Origin of the sequence: Leisingera sp. M527, from assembly GCF_025141525.1 — a bacterium.
In the GTDB taxonomy this organism is placed as follows: Bacteria; Pseudomonadota; Alphaproteobacteria; order Rhodobacterales; family Rhodobacteraceae; genus Leisingera.
Genome location: NZ_CP081037.1, coordinates 3,887,521 through 3,908,091 on the forward strand (window position 1 = coordinate 3,887,521; position 20,571 = coordinate 3,908,091).

Genomic DNA, 20,571 nt, shown 5'->3' on the forward strand with positions numbered 1-20,571 from the left:
GCGGGACGGGCGCTGCCGCCAGTTCTTTTCCACCAGCGCTTCACCTGACTTCCACACGGCCTGCCGCCGTGCGGGCGCGATAAGCGGGGCGGTACATGTCCTCGACCGAGGCTGCCGGGTGGTGGAACACGCCGGGCGTCACCGCGCGGGCGATATAGGCCAATGTCACCGGCGCGGCATCGCGCATATTCACAGCCGCCAGAAAGCGGTCGCTGCGGAATTCGGTGTGTTCGGCCCCGGCCGGGTTCAGCCAGTCCAGATCGCGCAGGTCGCCAGAGCGCAAGAGGTTCGGATTGTCGATCTCGAACCCAGCAGGCAATGGATCGTTGATCATCAGCCTCGCACCGGTCTTCCCATGCGGTTTCACCCGCAGGACGGTGACAAAACGCGCGCCTGTAGTGACAGACTGCACGTCCAGCGGCTGGCCCTCCAGCGTGTAGTAGCTGCGTTCGATGGTGTAGCCGAAGCCGCCCGCGGCCGGCGGGACCTGTGGCACGCCAAGCGTGGTGAGGGTGATCTCCGCAGTCCGCCCGCTGGCGGCAGTCAGCGCCAGCTCCGGCGTGTTTTGCCCGTCTGCAGCCTGCACAAATGGCCCCTGAACGGGCTGACCGTTGACCAGCAAGCCAGAATCCTCGGGGGTCCGGGTCAGCGTGTGAGCGGCCATCAGGGTCCAGGCAGACTCCTGCGTGGAGCGATGGCCGCTGGCGTTAGCAAGCCGCGACGACAGCCTGACGCGGTCCACAGCCTCGGACCCGGCCTCGGCGGCAAGGGCCAGAACGCCGGCAGTATCGCGCAAAGCGGTGCCAAAGTCGGCGCGCCAGAGGCGGCTGTCCTTTTGCCCTTCAGCCCCGATCATCTGCGCGGCGCGGGTGAACATCCGGTCCGCACGGCGCTGGTCGCCATAGGCTGCAAGGGCCGCGCCCAATTGAGCGGCAGCAAGCGGGGTGGCAAAGGCCTCACCCTTCACATCGGCGTAATAGCGCAGGTCGCCCATCCGGGCCGCACCCTCGCGCGCCAGAACATGAAGGGCATAGGCAATCTCCTCGCCGCCGGTGTCGAAGTCGGGGGCGTAGTTGATGCGGTTGCGCAGGTTGTCCATCGCCTGAGCGAAGGCCTGTTGCGGCACGGCGTAGCCTTGCGAACGCGCGCGGCTGAGGAAGTCGCTGGCATAGGCGTCCAGCCAGAACTCACCGCTGTCGGCGCGCCAGAGACCAAAGGCGCCGCTGGAGGCCTGGCGGGTCAGCACCTTGCGGATGGCGGCGTTGATGCGGGCGTCCACCGCCGGGCCGCCGCCCAGCCCTGCTGCCTGCGCGACGCTGCTGAGGTAGAGGAGCGGCAGCGCCTTGGAGGTCACCTGTTCGGTGCAGCCATAGGGGTACTGGTCCAACTCTGCCAGCAGACCCGGCACGTCGAATTTGGCCAACGGGCCAGAGGAGATGGCGGCGCGGGCGGTACCGGGGCGCAGGCCGGTGAAGACGTCCTTGCTGAACAGGAAAGTGTCACCGCCTGCGAGCGTGAAGCGGCGGGTTTCAGAGACCACCGGATCATTGGCACGGACCGGCAGACGCAGGTTTTGACGCAGCTCCTGCCCGTCCGGGGTGGTGAGGGTAAGGGTAAGTTCGTGGTCGCCAACGGTTTCTGCCGTCACCGGCAGTTCCAGCACTGTCTTGCCCTGTTCCGCCAAGGTGACGGAGGCGGGCAGGCTGCCCAGCGTCAGACCGCCTGCGGTGCTGGCGGTCAGCGCCATGTCTCCGGCAGGGCCGTCGGCATGGACGATCTCGATCCTTGCGCGGCTTTCATCGCCGGGCGCCAGGAAGCGCGGCAGCGAGGCGGTGACCACCACCGGGTCGCGCACCAGCATGTCGGCCTCGGCCTGACCGACAGCGCGGCCGGACCAGGCGACGGCCATCAGCCGCACGGTGCCGTTGAAGGCGGGCAGGGTCAGCGGAAACTCCGCTGCGCCATTGGCGTCTACTTTCAACGGACCGGAGAACAGGGCCACCAGGTCCTGCGTGGGCGGCGGCGATTGCATCTTGAGGCCGCTGTCAGAATCACCGCCGGAGCGGATGCGGCCCATGGCGCCGTTGCCGGGGTCGATGAGGCGGCCATAGATGTCGCGCAGCTCCATCCCCAGCCTGCGCTGGCCATAATAATGCGCGCTGGGATCGGGACTGGTGAAGCCGGTGAGGTTGAGGATGCCAAGGTCCACGGCGGCGACGGTGAGCCAGGCTTCATCGCCCCCTGCCGCGCCCTCCACGCGAAGTTTCGCCACTTGCGTGCCGCGCGGGCGGGCCACGCCGGGGACGTCAATCGTCACCTCCAGCTGCTGACCGGGCTGAGTGACGCTTGCGTGGGCCAGCCCTAGGGCGCGCAGCGGGGTGCGGCCCCGGTCGCCTGCAACAGGCTGGATTATGGTGGCGGTCACATAGGCGCCGCTGCCCCAGTCCTGTGTCACCTGCAGCGGGATCACGGTTTCGCCGGCGGGGACATCGACAGCCATGCGGTGGATCAGGTGGTTCGATACCACCGAGACCAGCGCGGTGCCTGCCGCTTGCGGCACGATGCGCAGGCGGGCGGTGTCGCCGGGTGCATAGCTTTTGCGGTCCAGCGACAGCTCCAGCCTGGCGGGCGTCCCGGTGCTGCCTTCGGGGGCATACCAGCCGGCGTAGAAGTCATAAGCGGCAGAAGCATAGGCGCCGTCCAAACGTTCCACTACCATTTCATAACGCCCCCAACCGACTGGCTGAGACAGCGGCAGGGGATCGCTGCCCAGCTGCGCCTCGCCCGTCGCGATGCGGGTGCGGCGCGTTATGGGTTCCCAATTCCAATTGCCGTAAAGCTGATACCACTGATAGCGGGTCTCGACCCGGTTCAGGGTCCATTTGACACGCATCGGCATCGGCGTCAGGTCCGGCGACAGGGCGATGAGTTCAAAGCCTGCCTCGGAGCCTTCTGCCGCAACCTCGTCAAACTGCGGCTTTATGCCGAGGACCGGACCGGCGGGACGGACAGGGATGTCCACTGAGCGTTCCACCGGGCGGGCGGCGCCATCGGCGACGCGGGTGGTGAGAGTGGCCATGAGCGGCTTGCCTTCTGCCGGGGCCGCAGCGGGCAGATTTACAGCAAAGGCCGCGCTGCCATCAGTGCCGGTTTCCTGGCCGCCGAAAAATCCGGTCTGGGCAGAGGAGGCCGTATCATAGCGGCCAAAGCGGAAACCCGGCCATTGATCCAGGGTATTAGCGGCAGTGAGGCGGATGTCTCCTTCCACCTTCAGCCCGGCACCCGGCGCGCCGAACAGGTAGTCTGCCTGCAGTGCAATCTGCGCTGCACTGCCGGGCTGGAGGGTGTCTGCATTGGTGACCTCTTGCGCAAAGTCGATGCGTTCTGGCAGGAAATCCTCGACCAGGATCTGGCGGCTGGCGAGCGCGGGGGCCTTGAGGTCGCTTTTGATTTCGATCCGCCAGGTGCCGCGCGGGGCGGCGGGGCCGGTGGGCAGGGCAAAGACATGGCCGCCCTGATGGCCTGCGGATGAGGTCTGGCGGGTGTATTCCACCCCGTCAGGGCGCAGCAGGATTGCGGTGAGCGGCAGGCCCACGATCGCCTGCGCCCTGTCGTCACGCGCCAATGCGGTCACATGCACGGTTTCGCCCGCACGGTAGGCGCCGCGGGTAGTGGCGAGGAAGACATCCACCGGCCCCGGCGCGGGCCGGCCGGCCACGCCGCGGTCTGACAGATCAAAAGCGGCATCGTTCAGGGGCAGGAAGGTGAAATCGCCCTCCCCCGCCCGGGCAGTGATCAGCGCCGGTGACGCGCCGCCGGTACCGCGCGTCAGGCCGGGCCTAAAACGGACATAGCCGCTGGCGTCGCTTGTTTCAGTTGCCAGAACCTCATTAGCGCTGGAGATCAAACTGACCTCGGCACCGGCCTGCGGTTTGGCGTCCGCCAGGCCCTGCACCTGCACATGCAGGCCATCGCTGCCGGACATGGTGCTGAGACCCAGGGTGGTCAGCACAAACCATTGCGTGGCACCGGCGTCGTCATAAGGGTCGGCACCCGGTACCCGTGCGGTAAGGGCGTACAGACCCGGTGTCTTTTGCCCAGTCAGGGCATCTTCCAGCGGCAGACGGCTGGTCATCGCCTGATTGAGCGCAGTGTCCACCTCGGCGCTGCCCTGCCAGATCTCCTCGGCGATATCGGAGGCGAAATGCTTGTCCTCCCACTGGGAAAGCGGCTTGGCAAAATACCCCTCCTGCAGGGTGCGCAGCACGTTGCGGCTGCTGACCCGGCGCAGGCGCAGGTCCAATTCCGTCAGGTTCACGGTTTCCACCGGCAGCGCCGCAGCAGCGCCCGCGGGCAGCACATAGGCGCGGCCCGGGAAGCGGACCTTGGGCGCGCGGTCGCGCACGTAATGGGTCAGTTCCACATCTTTATAGAGCTGCTCGCCGCTGGCCGCCGGCAACCCGCGGCGCAGGGTCAGCTGGTAGCGTTTGCCGTGCTCCACCCCGTCAAAACACAGCTGCCGGCCGGATGCGGTGACTGCCAGACTACTGCCGGCCAAGCGCACATAGTTTTCGTAATCGGTTCCGGCCTGTTCCAGATCTTCGGAGAATTCAGCGCAGATACGGGGGGCTGCACTGTCGCTTTCGACCGTGGAGCCAGTCACGCGAAAACCGTATTTCCGGATCGCATAGTGGATCATCTCGGCATTCGCCTTAAGCGGAATGATGTTGTCAGCCAGGCGCAGCAGCGGCAGCATCTCGCGGCCGCGGCCAAGTGCCTCTACCGCTTCGGCGGCCTGACGCAGGGCCTGCGCCTGATCTGCCGGTGCCGCTGCCCGTAAGTAGCCATTGAGGGCCGCCAAGTAAGCTTCCTGCCGGAAACGGTGCTGCTGGGAACGGTTGCCGGAGTCTTTGGCAGCCCGCAGCAAATAGGCCGAGAAACGGGTCCAATCCTGAGCAGAGTCAGTCAGCACCACGGCCTGCCCCATCCAGCGCAACGCCGCAAGCGGCTCTGCGGCACGAAACAGCGAACGGGCCGCCGAAACCGCCTTGGCGGCGTCCTCTGTGGTCAGCGGATAGGCCAGGCCCAGCGACTGGGCAAACCCGGCCGCGCGCGGCAACTCCAGGTCCGGGATTGCGTCCAGCCGGCCTGCCCGCATGGCGGCCTCTGCCTGAAGCCCGCCGGTTGCCGGCTGTTTCAGAGCCGAAAAGGCGCCCTCATAGGTACTGGGCTGAGTCAGCGCGGATTTTGGAAAACAGGCATTTGCCTTTTGGTTGAACACAAAACCGGCGCAATCCGTCTGGGCAGAACACGCCCGCGCGCAGGACTCGACATCCGTGTCGAACAGCGGCTGCAGGTCCGAGCCGAAGAAATCGGTGTTGGCAAAAGCCTTGTACCGGAAACCGGGAACCTCCGGCCCGGCCCAGGCAGCGGGCAGAAACGCAATAAAAGCAATAATATACAGTAGAACCGAAGCAAACAGACGCGGCATGGCACCCTCCAATACTTGGCGCAGGCTGGCACGGGCTTAACGTCATAGCAAGATTCACCCGCGTAACACGTAAGGGCAGCCCTGCTGTCTCTGGCGTGCGGAATTGCCGCGCGCTGTTCGTGTTAATGTATTGCCGGAGTTCGCAGGGATGCCCCTTGCCGACAAATTAGCGGAAGAAAGACGGGCCCGGCTGGCCGCCGAGCGGCTGCTTGAGCTGAAGCAGGCGGAGCTATCTGCTGCCAACCGCAAGCTGGGCCGCCATGCGCTGGCATTGACCAAGCAGATCGGCCAGACCCAGGCCGAAGTGGCCACCGTGCGCGATGAAAACGCCAAGGTGAAATCCGACCTCGATACAGCGCATGAAAAGGTTGAGACTGCCGAACGGCGGCTGTGGCATTCGATCCAGGCGTTTCAGGACGGATTTGCCTTTTTTGATTCTGATGGCAGTCTGATCGGGGCGAACACCGCCTACCTCAATATCTTCGACGGGCTGGAAGAGGTCTCGCCCGGTATCTCCTATGTGCGGATCCTGCAGCTTCTGACCGACGAAGGGCTGATCAATACCGGCGAGCTGGGCACCGATGCCTGGCGCGAAATGATGAGTGAGCGCTGGCTTTCGCCTTCGCCCGAACCGGTGGTGATCCAGCTGTGGGATGAGCGGTACTTGCGGCTGATCGATCAGCGCGGCCACGGCGGCGATGTGGTGACGCTTGCGCTCGATATCACTTCGACCGTGCAGTATGAAAAGGACCTGCGCGGCGCCCGCGCCCGCGCCGAAGCGGCAAACCGGGCAAAATCCGCCTTCCTTGCCAATATGAGCCATGAGATCCGCACCCCGATGAACGGGGTGGTGGGCATGGCAGAGCTGCTGAGCGATACCGAGCTGGACGAGGAACAGCGGCTTTATGCCAACACCATCAAAAACTCGGGCGAAGCGCTGCTGGTCATCATCAATGACGTGCTCGACTATTCCAAGATCGAAGCCGACAAGCTGGAGCTGCATCCAGAACCCTTTGACCTGGAACGCAGCCTGCACGAGGTGGTGATGCTGCTGCAGCCCACCGCGCGGGACAAGGGGCTGACGCTGCTGGTCGATTACGACCTGTTCCTGCCAACCCGCTTTACCGGCGATCCAGGCCGGATCCGGCAGGTACTGACCAATCTGGCCGGCAATGCGGTGAAGTTCACCAAGGAGGGCCATGTGACCCTGCGGGTGACCGGTGTTTCGTCGCCTGATGACAAGCAATGCGCGGTGCATATTTCGATCGAGGACACCGGCATCGGCATCCCGGAAGAGAAGATCGAGCATATTTTCGGCGAATTCAACCAGGTCGAAGATGAGCGCAACCGCAAGTTTGAAGGCACCGGGCTGGGGCTGGCGATCTCCAAGCGGCTGATCGAATTGATGGGCGGCGAGATCTGGGTCGACAGTGAGGAAGGCAAAGGCTCCTGTTTCGGCTTCCGCTTGCCGCTGCCCCTTGAAGGATCCGCTGAGCGGGCCTTGCCGAAGCTGCCCAGCGCGCTGCGCCATGTGCTGCTGGCGGATGATGCGCCGCTTAACCGCGAGATCCTGCAAAAGCATCTGCTGATGCTGGGCATTCAGGTTACCACGGCCGAAACCGCGCCTGGCGCGCTTGCTGCGATGCACGGCAATATTGATCTTGTCATCAGCGGCCACAACCTGCCCGGGCTGGATGGCGTGCAGCTGGCAAGGGATCTGAAATCCGGATCCTGGCGCGGGGTGCCGGTGCTGATGCTGAATTCCGGCCCGCATGGTGCCAATGATCCGGAAATCCGCCAGCTGGCAGACGGGGTGCTGCAAACCCCGGCGCCGCGGGACGATCTTTTCAACCAGCTGGCCAAGCTGGGCGCCGGTGCTGCCGGCCCCGGCTGCGAGGCTCCGCTGCAGGACCCGCTGACGGCAGACAGGGCGATGGCACCGCAAGCAGGTCTTGAGGCACAGCAGACCGGACCATCCGCCGGCCCGCCGCCGGACCCGGAAATCCGCCGGATGCGGGTGCTGGCAGCAGAGGACAACAAGACCAATCAACTGGTGTTCAGCAAAATGGTGAAAGAGCTGAACATAGAGCTCAAGTTTGCCAGCAACGGGCTGGAGGCGGTCGAAGCCTTCCAGGCGTTCCGCCCGGATCTGATTTTCATGGATATATCGATGCCAATGATGGACGGCAAGGAAGCCACCGCCAGGATCCGCAGTATCGAGGCGGACACCGGCGGCCATATCCCGATTGTTGCCTTGACCGCACATGCGATGGCAGGCGATTCAGATGGTATCCTTGCGGCCGGCCTGGACCATTACCTGACCAAGCCGTTGCGCAAGGCGCTGATCCACGAAAAGATCCGCGCCTGTGCGCCTGACGGGACACAGGCGTTGGATCAAGACGGCCCGCCTGCCCCGGCAGCCGCCCAAGCACTCTGAGCTGACAGGTCTCCCCCGCCGCCGCCACGCCATGGCGGTCAATCTTTGAACTAAACTGTTCTCAGGGTGCGCCAGGGCTTCTGCTCTTGGCACAGTGCTGAGCTGTGTCCCGGTTGCCGGGCGCCGCCAGGATCCGGCTTTTCCAGGTCTTCTCCCATCCGTTTGCAGCGTACGCCTTTTCCATCACCCGGCCGGTATTTAACAACGGCGAAACTCTCCCGCGCCCGCAGGCGCACCGGCTGCGCCGGCACCGCCCTTGTGCGGCCTTGGGCGTGGCAGCGCGCAGAGCGCGCTGCCACGCCCAACCGTGAAGGTGCATTCTTTGAATGTGCCGGAGCGGGCGGGAGCCTTTCTCCTGCCTCAGGCGCTGCGCAAAAAGACAGGTTTGCCAGGGTCCGACATTCCCGGCTGAAACACGTAGCCGCCAGCATCAAATTCTTTGAGGCTCTCCGCATCTGTCAGCCGGTTCTGGATAATGAACCGCGCCATCGCGCCGCGGGCGCGCTTGGCGTAGAAACTCACCACCTTGGGGGTGCCGTTCTTGTCTTCCATGAACACCGGAGTGACGATACTCGGCTTCAGCGCTGCTAAATCCACTGCTCCGAAATACTCCTGGCTGGCACAGTTGACCAGCACGCTGGCATTTACCGCATCCGCCTGCGCATTCAGTGCCGCGGAAATCCGGCTCCCCCAGAATTCATAGAGGTTTTTGCCGCGCGCATTTTTCAGACGCGATCCCATTTCCAGCCGGTAGGGCTGCATCGCGTCCAAGGGACGCAGCACACCATAAAGACCTGACAGGATGCGGAAATGCTCCTGCGCCCAGGCCATTTCATCAGCATCAAGCGAAGACGCCTCCAGGCCCTGGTAGGTATCGCCGGCGAAGGCCAGCGCCGCCGGGCGGGTGGCCGCGGTTGCCGGATCCGCAGTAAACTCTTGAAACCGTGCGTGATTCAGCTTGGCCAGATCTTCGCTGATATGCATCAGCTTCATCAGATCCGCCACGGATTGTCCGTGGGCCACCTCTGCCAGCTCTACCGCGTCGTCATGCAGCGCGGGCCAGGTCATGTCCTGATCCCGTTCCGCCCAGTCCAGCTTCTTGGCCGGAGAGGTCACTACCAGCATATCTGCCCCTTTGAATTCTTGGCCCGGCTGCCAGGCCCGGCTTCCTTGGCGCGACCCTAGCCCGCGCTGCGCAGGACGTCCAGAAACGCCGCCGCGAAACGTTCGGCGCGGCGCTCCCCTAACAGTCTTGTGATCCCCGCCTCATCACCGGCGCGCAACTGCGCCACTTTCGCAAGCAACGACGCGGAACAGCTGAGCGGTTTCATGGTGCCGCAATCCCCGCGGGCAAGCTGTGCCTGCACTTCCAGCAGCGAGTCGTAAACCGAACCGGACCCGCTCCCGGCCAGCCTGCGCCTTGCGGGATGCAGCTGCTCGGCGGCGCCGGTGATCACGCTCAGGAAATCATCACCATAGCGCTCCAGCTTCTTGGCGCCGACGCCGTTCACACGCGCCATCTGGTCCAGCGTTTCCGGGCGGGTCTCGGCCATCTCGATCAGGGTGCGGTCGGGAAAGATCACATAAGCCGGCACTTTCTGCGCCTCGGCCAGGGCGCGGCGTTTGGACTTCAGCGCCGACAGCAGCGGCGCGTCTTCTTCCGAAACCAGTGCCTTCACTGCGGGGCGGCGCTCAGCCGCCTTGATGGTGTCGCGGCGCAGCTCGATCGACTGCTCGCCGCGCAGGATCGGCAGGGCGGATTCCGTGAAGCGGAGCGCGCCGTGGCGTTCCGGATCGGGGCGCAGCAGGTCGTGGCCCATCATCTGCCGGAACACCGCCTGCCACTGGCGCTTGCCGAATTCCTTGCCGCAGCCATAGACCGACAGCTGGTCATGGCGCTTGGCCCGGATCCGCTCGTTGTCAGCGCCCAAAAGGATGTCGATCAGATGGCCCGAGCCGAACCATTCCTCGGTCCGCAGCACCGCTGACAGCGCCTTCCTGACCACAGTGGTGCCATCGAACACATCCGCGGGCGTGTCGCAGAGGTCGCAATTGCCGCAGGGGTTTGACTCCTCGCCGAAATAGGCCAGCAGCTTCTGGCGGCGGCAGCGCAGCGCCTCGGCCAGACCAAGCAACGCATTCAGCCGGGCATGGTCCGCGGCGCGGCGTTCCGGCGGGGCCAACCCCTCGTCCACCTGGGTCCGGCGCAGGCGGATGTCGTCGGGGCCGAACAGAGTCAGGGTTTCCGCAGGTGCCCCATCACGGCCCGCGCGGCCGATTTCCTGGTAATAGGCCTCGATGCTTTTGGGCAGGTCAGCGTGGGCAACCCAGCGGATGTCCGGTTTGTCGATCCCCATTCCGAAGGCCACGGTAGCAACCACGATCAAGCCGTCCTCGCGGGCAAAGCGGGTCTCAACAATGCGGCGGTCCTCGGCGTCCATGCCGCCGTGGTAGAAACAGGCGGAGTGGCCACCTTCGCGCAGGGCTGCAGACAGTGCTTCGGTCTTGGCGCGGGTGCCGCAATAGACGATGCCGGACTGGCCCTTGCGGGCGGCGGCAAATTCCAGAATCTGGCGGCGCGGGCTGTCCTTGGCACCAAAGGCCAGGTGAATATTGGGCCGGTCAAAACCGCGCAGGAAGCTGCGGGGAGCCTCGCCGTCAAACAGTTTCTGGACAATCTCTTCCTGGGTTTCCTGATCCGCGGTGGCGGTGAAGGCAGCCAGCGGCACGTCCAGGGCGCGGCGCAATTCGCCGATGCGCAGGTAGTCGGGGCGGAAGTCATGGCCCCATTGGCTGACGCAATGCGCCTCATCCACCGCAATCATGCTGACGCCGATCCGGCGCAGCATCCCCATCGCGGCCCCTGAGGCGAGGCGTTCCGGCGCCATATAGAGGAGTTTCAGGCGGCCGGCCTCGATCGCCTGCCACACCGCTTCGGTTTCTTCCTCGGTGTTGCCGGAGGTGAGCGCGCCGGCGGTCACACCCGCCTCTTGCAGCGCACGGACCTGATCGCGCATCAGCGCAATCAGCGGCGAGATCACCACAGTGACTCCGTCGCGCAGCAGCGCAGGCAGTTGGAAGCACAGGGATTTGCCGCCGCCGGTGGGCATGATTGCCAGCACGTTTTCGCCCGCGGTCACGGCGTCGACGATTTCCTCCTGGCCGGGACGGAAGGCGTCAAAGCCGAAGATCTCGCGCAGGATCGGGGACGCGCCTGTCAGGGCTGGCGCGGCTAACTCTGCCGGGGATGCCGGGGCTGTCATGGGGGCGATGGGCCTCAATGTGGTGGTCTGCTCTTGTTGGCAGGCACAATCCCACAGGAGGTATCAGCCGGCAAGGGCTGGCGCGCAAAAGCCCGGCGAAAGCCGCCGGGCCGGAACGCTGAGATCAGTAAAAGGCCGAGACGTTGTTCACCAGGATGATGCGCAGTGCATAGACGCCAATCAGTACAGCCAGCGGCGCCAGGTCGATGCCGCCCATGTTCGGCATAATCCGGCGCACCGGAGCATAGAGCGGCTCAAGAATCCGGTTCAGCATGTACCAGATCTGGGCCACCAGCTGCTGGTGCAGGTTCAGCACCTGGAAGTTGATCAGCCAGCTCATGATCACATGGGCAATGATGAAGAACCAGACAATGTCCAGGATCAGCATCAGGATTTGGAACAGCGAGACCATCTGTAATTCCCTTTTTCGAACAGCCACACAGGTAAGCAGGCGCGGTGAAATGCGCAAGGCTTCCGCGAGGTTGCGGTTGACGCGCTGTAAACGGGTGGCATCACGGGCACAAGCGAAACAGGAGGCCTTGCGTATGTACCCGATATTCCGCCTGATCAAGGATACCGTTCTGGCCAGCCGGATGCCGCGGCTGGCGATCACCGGGCTGCATGTCTCGCACCACATCTGCTGGCCGTGGGACCTGGACATGTGGATGGAGCTGAACAACGGCCGCACCATGACACTGTATGACCTGGGCCGCACCATGCTGGCGCAGCGGGCGGGGCTGATCGGTGCGCTGAAGAAAAACCGCTGGGGGCTGACGGTGGCAGGGTCTTCGGTGCGCTATCGCCGCCGCATCCGCGGCTTTGAGAAGTTCGAGATGCGCAGCCGCGCGGCGGGCTGGGATGACAAGTTCATCTATGTCGAACAGTCGATGTGGAAGAAAAACGGCGACTGCGCCAGCCATGTGATGCTGCGCACCGCAGTCACGGACCGCAAGGGCATCGTACCGCCCGCCAAGGTGCTGGCGGCATTGGGGCAGGACGCTGAAAACTCACCCGAATTGCCCGGCTGGATCAAGGATTGGTGCCAAGCGGATGGCGGCCGGCCCTGGCCGCCGATGCAGGACGGGCTTGCCTAGGCCCCTGCCCGCCTGCCATACCTGAGGGCAACGATAAAAAGAGGCCGGGCATGCAGCAGGTATCCACGCGCAAGCGGATCTGGGGATGGTGGTTCTTTGACTGGGCCAGCCAGCCGTATCAGACGCTGCTGGTGACGTTTGTTTTCAGCCCGTTCTTTGCCGCTGCGGCCGCGGATTACTTTATGACCCAGGGGCTGGCGGGCGAGGCTGCCAAGGCGCAGGCGCAGACTGTCTGGTCGCTGTGCCTGACCGTGACCGGTCTGATCATCGCCTTTGGCGCGCCGTTTCTGGGTGCGCTGGCCGATATCACCGGGCGCCGCCTGCCTTGGATCATGGTGTTTTCGCTGATGTATCTGATCGGTGCCTGGGGGCTGTGGTACATGGACCCTGCGGGAAGCAACCTGTGGTGGATGCTGGTCAGCTTTGGTTTTGGCTTTATCGGTGCCGAGTTTGCGCTGATCTTTGTCAATGCGCAGCTGCCGACGCTTGCCAGCCGCGAGGACGTTGGGGCGGTCTCTGGCTCCGGCTTTGCATTCGGCTATCTTGGCGGGGTGATTGCGCTGTTCATCATGCTTTTGCTGTTTGTCGAGCAAAGCTCGGGCAAGACGCTGATCGGCCTTAGCCCGGCGCTGGGATTGGATGCCGAGGCAAAAGAGGGCACCCGTGCTGTCGGCCCTTTTACCGCCGTCTGGTTTGCTGTTTTCATGGTTCCCTACTTTCTGTGGGTCCAGGACCGCGGCGCCACCGGGCGCAAGGCCAGCCTGGGCAAAGCCTGGCAAATGGTGGTCACGCTGGTTGTCAGCCTGCGCCACCGGCTGAGCCTGGCAACCTATCTTGGCTCGTCGATGTTTTACCGCGACGCGCTGAACGGCTTGTACGGTTTTGGCGGTGTCTACGCCAAGCTGGTGCTGGGCTGGGAGATCACCCAGATCGGCATCTTCGGCATTGTCGCCGCCTTTGCCGCCACTGTCTTCAGCTGGCTGGGCGGCAAGGCAGACCGGCGGCTGGGCCCGAAGCCGGTGATCATCACCTCAATCCTGGTGCTAGCCTTTGTCTGCCTGATCATCGTCAATATGTCGCGAAACCAGATTTTCGGCATAACGCTGGCAGAAGGCTCTACCCTGCCTGACACGGTGTTTTTCGGCTGCGGCATGCTGATCGGCGGCTTTGGCGGTATCTTGCAAGCCGCCAGCCGCAGCCTGATGGTACGCCACACCAGCCCTGCGGACGCGACCGAAAGTTTTGGCCTTTATGGCCTGTCGGGACGCGCCACGGCCTTTCTGGCGCCGGCGCTGATCGGCCTGGCCACCACGGTGACCGGCAGCGCCCGGCTGGGGATCACCCCCGTGATCGGGCTGTTTCTGATCGGATTGGTACTGTTGTTCTGGGTTCAAGGAGAAGGAGATCAGGATTGAAACTGTTTCTTGCCATATGTTTAGCGGTTGCGGGCTTATACAGTCCGGCAAGTGCGCAAACCCCGGCCAAGGCCCTGTTCGGAGCCAAGCCAAGCGCCTCGCAGCAGCGCCCCGCGCCGTTCGGCTCTTATGCCAAGGGCTGCGTTGCCGGCGCCGCCCAATTGCCCGAAACCGGCCCGACCTGGCAGGCGATGCGCCTTAGCCGCAACCGCAACTGGGGGCACCCGGCGGCAATTGATTTTGTTCAGGACCTGAGCCGCGTGGCCGCCAAACAGCGCGGCTGGAAGGGGCTGTATATCGGCGACATCAGCCAGCCGCGCGGCGGGCCGATGCTGTCGGGCCACCGCAGCCATCAGATCGGTCTCGATATCGACATCTGGATGCGGCCGCCGGACCGGCTGAACCTCAGCCGCGGTGCGCGGGAAAACATCTCCTCAATCTCGATGCGCCGGGCCAAGGGCGCCTATGTGAACTCCAGCTGGACCCGTGCCCATCATGAAATCCTGAAAGCCGCGGCGCAGGATAAACGGGTGGCGCGGATCTTTGTCTTTCCCGGCGCCAAGGTGCAGATGTGCAAGGACGCAAAGGGCGACCGCCGCTGGCTGCGCAAGATCCGGCCCTGGTGGGGGCATCACTATCACTTCCACGTGCGGCTGGCCTGTCCGCGCGGCGCGCGCGGTTGTGCCGATCAGGCGGCCCCGCCCAAGGGCGACGGCTGCGCCGATGCCCAGCGCTGGGTCAATGACATCCTGAACCCGCCGCCGCCGAAACCAGTTGACCCCAACGCGCCAAAGCCTAAACCGAGACGCGATTACACCCTTTCGGACCTGCCCAAGCAATGCGCCGCCGTTCTGCAATCAAACTGATCCTGGCCTTCACTGCTGCTGCCGGTCTGGCAGCAGCGGCCTATGCGGCAAACCGCCCCGCGGCTGCGGCAGCAGGCAAGGCGCAGCACCTCAGCAGCTATACCTGGAAACTGAACCAGCGCTGGTTCGGCGGGTTCTCGGCGCTCAAGCTTAGTGACGGCGGCAAGTCCATGACCGTGCTCAGCGACCGCGCGACACTGGTGACAACCCGGATCCAACGCAGCCAGGGTCTGATTTCCGGCATCACGGCCCGGCGCGCGCATGAACTGCGGGCCTCTACCGGCAAAACGCTCCGGGGCTTTGCCGGCGACAGCGAAGGGCTGGCGGTGGCGGCGGACGGCAGCCGCTATATCTCCTTTGAAGGTGCCGCACGGGTGGCGCGGTACCATAGCCCCGAAGGCCGCGCCACGGTGCTGCCGCGCCCCAAGGCCTTTCGCGGCCTGCCGCCTAAAAAATCGCTGGAAACCCTGGCCATCGATGCCCGCGGGCGGCTGTATACCTTGCCCGAACGCGCCTTGGACAAACACGGGCAGATCCCGGTCTGGCGCTGGAACGGCCGCCGCTGGTCGCGCCCCTTCAGCCTGCCGCCCGAGGGTGGTTTTCTGCCGGTGGATGCCGATTTCGGCCCTGATGGGCGGTTCTATCTCCTGGAACGCGACTTTACCCTGTTTGGCCTCCGCAGCCGGTTGCGCCGCTGGGACATCACCGCCGCAGGGCCCGCGAACGAGGCGATTCTGCTGCAGACCCGCGCCCGCACCCATGACAATCTGGAAGGGCTGTCGGTTTGGGCGGATGGAACCGGGCGCCTGCGCGCCACGATGGTGTCGGACGACAATTTCCTGCCCTTTCAACGCACCGAAATAGTAGAATACGCGCTGCCCCGCTGACCACCAGTCCCCGGCGCCGCGCCAGCGGCGCCGGGCCCAACCGGGAGTGTGCATTTCCTGAAATGCGCCCGAACGGGCGGGAGCCGCTGCCCTGCAGGATGCTTGCAGCAGCAGGACGTCCGGTTTAAACGGCCAGTCTTCTGCCGTGGCAGTCATGATGCCCGCGGCCTTGAAAAATGGATCCGGCCCATGACCCGCTCACATATTCCCGGCATCGCTGCCATGGCCGCCGTCGTTGTGGCGTCCAACATCCTGGTGCAATTCCTGTTCGGCCAATGGCTGACCTGGGGCGCCTTCACCTATCCCATCGCTTTCCTGGTCACTGACGTGATGAACCGGGTCTATGGCACCGCAGCGGCCCGCAAGGTGGTGCTGGCCGGTTTCCTTGCCGGGGTCATCTGCTCGCTGATCGGCACTCAAATCATGCTGCAGGGCGACGGCTTCACCTATCCGGCCGTAACGCTGCGGATTGCACTTGGCTCCGGCCTTGCCTTCCTCACCGCCCAGCTGTTGGACGTTGCTGTCTTTTCCGCCCTGCGGACAGGCAAATGGTGGCGCGCACCGCTGGCGTCCACGCTGGCCGGTTCTTCGGTGGACACAGCAATTTTTTTCACCATTGCCTTCTCAGGTGCGCTTGCCTGGCTCGAGCCCGGCAACGATGTCGCCTGGGCCGCTGAGGTGCTGCCGCTGCTGGGCATCGGCCCTATGGCCCCCCTGTGGGTCTCGCTTGCCGCGGCCGATTGGCTGGTGAAACTGTCGCTTGCTTTGGCCGCCCTTGTGCCCTTCCGCATCATCGTGCGTAAACTGACCGCAAAGACCACATGATTTTGTTTTGACATTAACCGAATCTATGGCAGGCTGGAATCACACGAAACATTCAGAAAGGAGGTGCCCATTGTCTAGAGAAGCTATGGAGAGCAGTGCCGGAACAGTTCAGAAGGTGTGCGGCCGAGGCAGCCCTTGGCGCGTATAGACCCCTGAATTGGTGCTGACCTAACCGGTGCACCTCCTATCATCTCGAAGGGCTGTTCCCGCGTGTGGGAACAGCCCTTTTCGATTACCGACTGAGCCATGATCCACGTTGACGCGCAAATCACCCTGCAGGATTGGGAACTCACCGAGAGCTTTGTCCGCGCCTCGGGCCCCGGCGGGCAGAATGTGAACAAAGTGGCCACCGCGGTGGAACTGCGGTTCGAGGCCGAACGCTCGCCTGCGCTGACACCTGCGGTCAAAAACCGGCTGAGACGGCTGGCCGGGCGCCGCTGGACCAAGGAAGGCGCGATCATCCTGCAATGCGACGAGACCCGGTCGCAGCAGCGCAACCGCGAAATCGTGCGCGAGCGGCTGGCCGAGCTAGTGCGCAAGGCGCTGGTGGCGCCCAAGCGGCGCATTGCCACCAAACCCACCCGCGGCTCGGTCAAGCGGCGGCTTGAGGCCAAGAAACAGCGCGGCGGCCTGAAGGCGACGCGCGGTAAAATCGACCCGGATTGATCCGGCGGATTGCACCCGCCGCCCGCTCCGCCCATGCTGCTGGCAAAACAGCAGGGAGGATCAGAATATGCGGCTGGATGGGAAAACCGCCATCGTGACCGGCGGCGCCTCGGGCTTTGGCGCCGGGATTGCGCGCAAGTTCCTGGCCGAGGGCGCCCGGGTGATGATTGCTGACATCAATGGTGCTGCGGCAGCGGAAATGGCCGCAGAGCTGGGCAGCAACGCCACCGCGCGGACGGTGGATGTCTCCGAGGGCGCCTCGGTCAATGCGATGGCAGAGGCCGCCCTGGAGGCCTTTGGACAGTTGGACATCCTGGTCAACAATGCTGGCGTCACCCATCTGCCTGCGCCGCTGGAGGATGTCACCGAGGACGACTTTGACCGGGTGCTAGGCGTCAACGTCAAATCCGTCTACCTGACAGCCCGCGCCCTGGTGCCGCATATGAAGGCGCGCCAGGCCGGCGCGATCCTGAATGTCGCCTCCACCGCCGGTGTCTCGCCGCGCCCCAGCCTCAACTGGTACAATGCCTCCAAGGGCTGGATGATCACCGCCACCAAGACCATGGCGGTTGAGCTGGCGCCCCATGGCGTGCGGGTAAATGCGATCAACCCGGTGGCCGGAGAAACGCCGCTGCTAAAAACCTTCATGGGCGAAGACACACCGGAAATGCGCGCCAAGTTTCTGTCCACCATCCCGATCGGCCGGTTTTCCACGCCTGAGGACATGGGCAACGCGGCGTGCTTCCTGTGTTCGGACGAGGCAGGCATGGTGACCGGAGTGGCGATGGAAGTGGACGGGGGACGCTGCATATGAAGACTGTGAACTTGGCCGGAAAACTCAGCCAATTCTCCACCCATTGGGACCCGCATGTGGTGGCGGATTACAATGGCAACGACGTGATGGTGGTGAAGTTTCAGGGTGAGTTTCCGTTCCATCATCATTCGGATACCGATGATTTCTTCCTGGTTCTGGAAGGTGAAATGGTAATGGATATCGAAGGCCAGCAGCCGCAGACCGTCCGCGCAGGTGAGCTGTTCGTGGTGCCCAAAGGCATCAGTCACCGCCCCCGTGCCGAACGGGAATGCAAGGTGCTGCTGATCGAACCAAAGGGCGAACCGAATTCAGGCGATCCGGCGACGGCAGCGCCCAAGCCGCGGATCTGACGCCGCGCTTTCATCTTTCCCCGGGCTCCGCCCGTTCGGCCTTGAAACCCTCCCCCGGAGGGTTTCCATGACAGGCCTCACCCCCCGCCGGAGGCAGCGCGCCCCAGCGCGCTTCATGCAAGAAGGACTTCTCACCATGCTCCCCGGCCCCCGAAACCTGATCACTGACATCCCCGGCATACTGGTTGGCAATGCGCAGGATGCGGCGCTGAAATCCGGCACCACAGTTCTGACGGCAGACAAGCCCTTCACCGCATCGGTGCATGTGATGGGCGGCGCACCGGGAACACGTGAAACCGACCTGCTGGCGCCGGACAAATCGGTGGCAAAGATCGACGCGCTGGTTCTGTCTGGCGGCTCGGCCTTTGGTCTTGATGCCTGTTCCGGCGTGATAGATGCGCTGCACAGTCAGGGCCGCGGTTTTCCGGTTGGCCCGGCGCGGGTGCCGTTGGTGCCGGGCGCGATCCTGTTTGATCTGCTGAACGGCGGCGGCAAGGCTTGGGGTGAGAATCCCTACCGCGCCCTGGGCCGGGCGGCGTTTGAAGCCGCGGCAGATACCTTTGACCTTGGTACTTTTGGTGCGGGCACCGGCGCGCTGACCGCGATGGTCAAGGGCGGGCTGGGGTCGGCCTCGCTGGTGCTGGACAGCGGCGTGACCGTCGGTGCGCTGGTGGCCGCCAACCCGCTGGGCGCCGTCACCACACCGGGTGAGCGGCATTTCTGGGCGGCGCCATTTGAAATCGGGGATGAATTCGGCGGTTTGGGCCCGGATCCCTCCGCCGGCCTGGGCCGCAGTCCGGAAAGCCGCAAACTGGCCGCCATGCAGAAGCTGGGCGGCACCCCGATGCCGCAAGAGCGCGCCAATACCACCATCGCCATCGTCGCCACGGATGCCGCACTCAGCAAGGCGCAGTGCCAGCGCCTGGCCACTGCCGCCCATGACGGCATCGGACGCGCAATTGTCCCCGCCCATGCGCCCGGCGACGGCGATCTGGTCTTTGCCGCAAGCACCGGCGCCCGCGCCCTGGAAAACCCGGATGCGGACCTTGGGCCGGTCTGCCATGCCGCAGCGCTGTGCCTTAGCCGTGCCATTGCCCGTGCCGTCTCACACGCCCGGCCAGAACCCGGCGATCTGCTGCCCTGCTGGGCGGCGCCATAAAGGTCCGCAACTTCCTGCCATGACTTTGATGCGCGTCAAACTGCCGGTTGACACCGCCGGCTATTGGATCATGAGTCACACCTGCCAACTCAAAACCGGAGCAAGCAATATGAAACCTCTCGTTACAGCCGCCATTTTCGGCCTCCTCGCCGCCCCTGCCTTTGCCGAAGGCGACCCGGCCAAGGGGGAGAAGGGGTTTAACAAATGCAAATCCTGCCACATGGTTGTCTCGGACGACGGCGATGTGATCGTGAAGGGCGGCAAGACCGGCCCCAACCTGTGGGGCCTGGCAGGCCGCACTGCGGGCAGCACCGAAGGCTTCAAATACAGCAATGACCTGGTTGCGGCGGGCGAAGCCGGACTGGTCTGGGACGAAGCGAATTTCGTCGGCTTCACCACCGATCCCAAGAAATTCCTGCAGGCTGAAACCGGCAACGCCAAAGCCAAGTCAAAAATGTCTTTCCGCCTGAAGAAGGGCGGCGAGGATATCTTTGCTTTCCTGGCCAGCCACGGCCCGGCGCCGGCTGAAGAACCCGCCGCGGAAGAAAACGCAGAAGCCGCTTCCGAGTAAGGCCGGATTTTCCGGCAGCACGGCCAAAAAGCCGCGGCATTTTCGCCGCGGCTTTTCGCGTAATTGCTTTCGTAACCCGCAGAGGTTAGCGGTAGGAGCCAGGCCATAGCAGTTGCGGCAGGCCGCGCCAGAAAAAACCGTCACGGACACAGCATGAGCCATATGATCCCCGCCTGGGTGAACGGCGATTTGACACCTGTTGACAAGCTCGCCGCGCATGAGCGCGGGCTGAAACACAAGGCGGTCTCCGTTTTTGTGGTGAAAGGCGTGGAAATCCTGATGCAGCGCCGGGCGATGGGGAAATACCACACCCCCGGCCTCTGGGCGAACACCTGCTGCACCCATCCGATGTGGGACGAGCAGCCCTCGGCCTGCGCGGTGCGGCGGATGCAGGAGGAGCTGGGGCTGACCGGCCTCTACCCTGAGTTCCGCCATCACCTGGAATACCGCGCCGATGTCGGCAATGGCCTGGTCGAGCATGAAGCCGTGGATGTGTTCCTGGCCCATGCCCACCGCCCCTTGAACATCACCCCAAACCCGGACGAAGTGATGGAGACCCGCTGGGTCGATTACCATGACCTTCTGGCCGAAGTCAGCCGCCACCCGGAACGGTTCACGCCCTGGCTGAAAATCTATCTGCACAATTATGCCGATGTGATCTTTGGCCCCGACCTGATCATCGGTCGCCGGCGCTGACCTTTTACCCTTTCTGCCAGCTTGCTCCCCGTCGCGC

The 20,571-nt window shown here is 64.2% G+C and carries 16 protein-coding genes; 12 read left to right on the plus strand and 4 right to left on the minus strand.

The genetic code is table 11. The features are described 5' to 3' along the window. Positions 1-40 precede the first annotated feature (40 nt). Positions 41-5,491 (minus strand): alpha-2-macroglobulin family protein, encoded by a 5,451-nt coding sequence (locus K3555_RS19140; protein ID WP_260006669.1) that lies wholly within the window; start codon positions 5,489-5,491, stop codon positions 41-43. Between the two features lie 148 nt (positions 5,492-5,639). On the opposite strand from K3555_RS19140, the gene K3555_RS19145 reads away from it, so the two are divergent. Continuing rightward, the gene (locus tag K3555_RS19145) at positions 5,640-7,928 is read left to right on the plus strand and encodes an ATP-binding protein (protein ID WP_260006670.1); all 2,289 of its coding nucleotides are present in this window, start codon (positions 5,640-5,642) and stop codon (positions 7,926-7,928) included. 360 nt (positions 7,929-8,288) lie between these two features. Here K3555_RS19145 and yaaA read toward each other — a convergent pair whose 3' ends face one another. The 3 genes from yaaA to K3555_RS19160 all read right to left on the minus strand — a co-directional run bounded on the left by yaaA (position 8,289) and on the right by K3555_RS19160 (position 11,603). Continuing rightward, positions 8,289-9,053 carry a peroxide stress protein YaaA gene (gene yaaA / locus K3555_RS19150; protein WP_260006671.1) on the minus strand — a complete coding sequence of 255 codons (765 nt, stop codon included), beginning with the start codon at positions 9,051-9,053 and terminating at the stop codon, positions 8,289-8,291. 56 nt (positions 9,054-9,109) lie between these two features. Further along, the gene (gene recQ, locus K3555_RS19155) at positions 9,110-11,191 is read right to left on the minus strand and encodes a DNA helicase RecQ (protein ID WP_260006672.1); all 2,082 of its coding nucleotides are present in this window, start codon (positions 11,189-11,191) and stop codon (positions 9,110-9,112) included. A 124-nt stretch (positions 11,192-11,315) separates the two neighbouring features. Further along, complete coding sequence (locus tag K3555_RS19160; RefSeq protein ID WP_259988262.1) at positions 11,316-11,603, minus strand: YggT family protein; 288 nt, start codon at positions 11,601-11,603, stop codon at positions 11,316-11,318. A gap of 133 nt (positions 11,604-11,736) precedes the next feature. Here K3555_RS19160 and K3555_RS19165 point away from each other — a divergent pair, with 133 nt between their 5' ends. The 11 genes from K3555_RS19165 to idi all read left to right on the plus strand — a co-directional run bounded on the left by K3555_RS19165 (position 11,737) and on the right by idi (position 20,534). Next, positions 11,737-12,285 carry an acyl-CoA thioesterase gene (locus K3555_RS19165; protein WP_259988264.1) on the plus strand — a complete coding sequence of 183 codons (549 nt, stop codon included), beginning with the start codon at positions 11,737-11,739 and terminating at the stop codon, positions 12,283-12,285. Between the two features lie 50 nt (positions 12,286-12,335). Next, entirely contained in the window at positions 12,336-13,700 is a 1,365-nt protein-coding gene (locus tag K3555_RS19170) for an MFS transporter (protein ID WP_260006673.1), read from the plus strand. Further along, a complete protein-coding gene (mepA, locus tag K3555_RS19175; RefSeq protein ID WP_260006674.1) occupies positions 13,697-14,566 on the plus strand; it encodes a penicillin-insensitive murein endopeptidase in 870 nt (289 codons plus the stop codon). The genes K3555_RS19170 and mepA overlap by 4 nt, the downstream gene beginning before the upstream one ends. Next, positions 14,539-15,453, plus strand: a complete 915-nt coding sequence (locus K3555_RS19180) for an esterase-like activity of phytase family protein (protein WP_260006675.1) — start codon at positions 14,539-14,541, stop codon at positions 15,451-15,453. The genes mepA and K3555_RS19180 overlap by 28 nt, the downstream gene beginning before the upstream one ends. 189 nt (positions 15,454-15,642) lie before the next feature. Beyond that, positions 15,643-16,278, plus strand: a complete 636-nt coding sequence (locus K3555_RS19185; RefSeq protein WP_260006676.1) for a queuosine precursor transporter — start codon at positions 15,643-15,645, stop codon at positions 16,276-16,278. Positions 16,279-16,524: 246 nt separating this feature from the next. Further along, on the plus strand, positions 16,525-16,944 hold the full coding sequence (gene arfB / locus K3555_RS19190; RefSeq protein WP_259996396.1) for an alternative ribosome rescue aminoacyl-tRNA hydrolase ArfB: 420 nt from the start codon (positions 16,525-16,527) through the stop codon (positions 16,942-16,944). Between the two features lie 67 nt (positions 16,945-17,011). Then, on the plus strand, positions 17,012-17,758 hold the full coding sequence (locus K3555_RS19195; protein WP_260006678.1) for an SDR family oxidoreductase: 747 nt from the start codon (positions 17,012-17,014) through the stop codon (positions 17,756-17,758). After that, a complete protein-coding gene (locus K3555_RS19200; RefSeq protein WP_260006679.1) occupies positions 17,755-18,108 on the plus strand; it encodes a cupin domain-containing protein in 354 nt (117 codons plus the stop codon). The genes K3555_RS19195 and K3555_RS19200 overlap by 4 nt, the downstream gene beginning before the upstream one ends. A 136-nt stretch (positions 18,109-18,244) precedes the next feature. Next, positions 18,245-19,267 (plus strand): P1 family peptidase, encoded by a 1,023-nt coding sequence (locus K3555_RS19205; protein WP_260006680.1) that lies wholly within the window; start codon positions 18,245-18,247, stop codon positions 19,265-19,267. A 109-nt stretch (positions 19,268-19,376) separates the two neighbouring features. Beyond that, entirely contained in the window at positions 19,377-19,838 is a 462-nt protein-coding gene (locus tag K3555_RS19210) for a cytochrome c family protein (RefSeq protein WP_260006682.1), read from the plus strand. Positions 19,839-19,991: 153 nt separating this feature from the next. Beyond that, a complete protein-coding gene (gene idi / locus K3555_RS19215; protein WP_259988282.1) occupies positions 19,992-20,534 on the plus strand; it encodes an isopentenyl-diphosphate Delta-isomerase in 543 nt (180 codons plus the stop codon). Positions 20,535-20,571 lie beyond the last annotated feature (37 nt).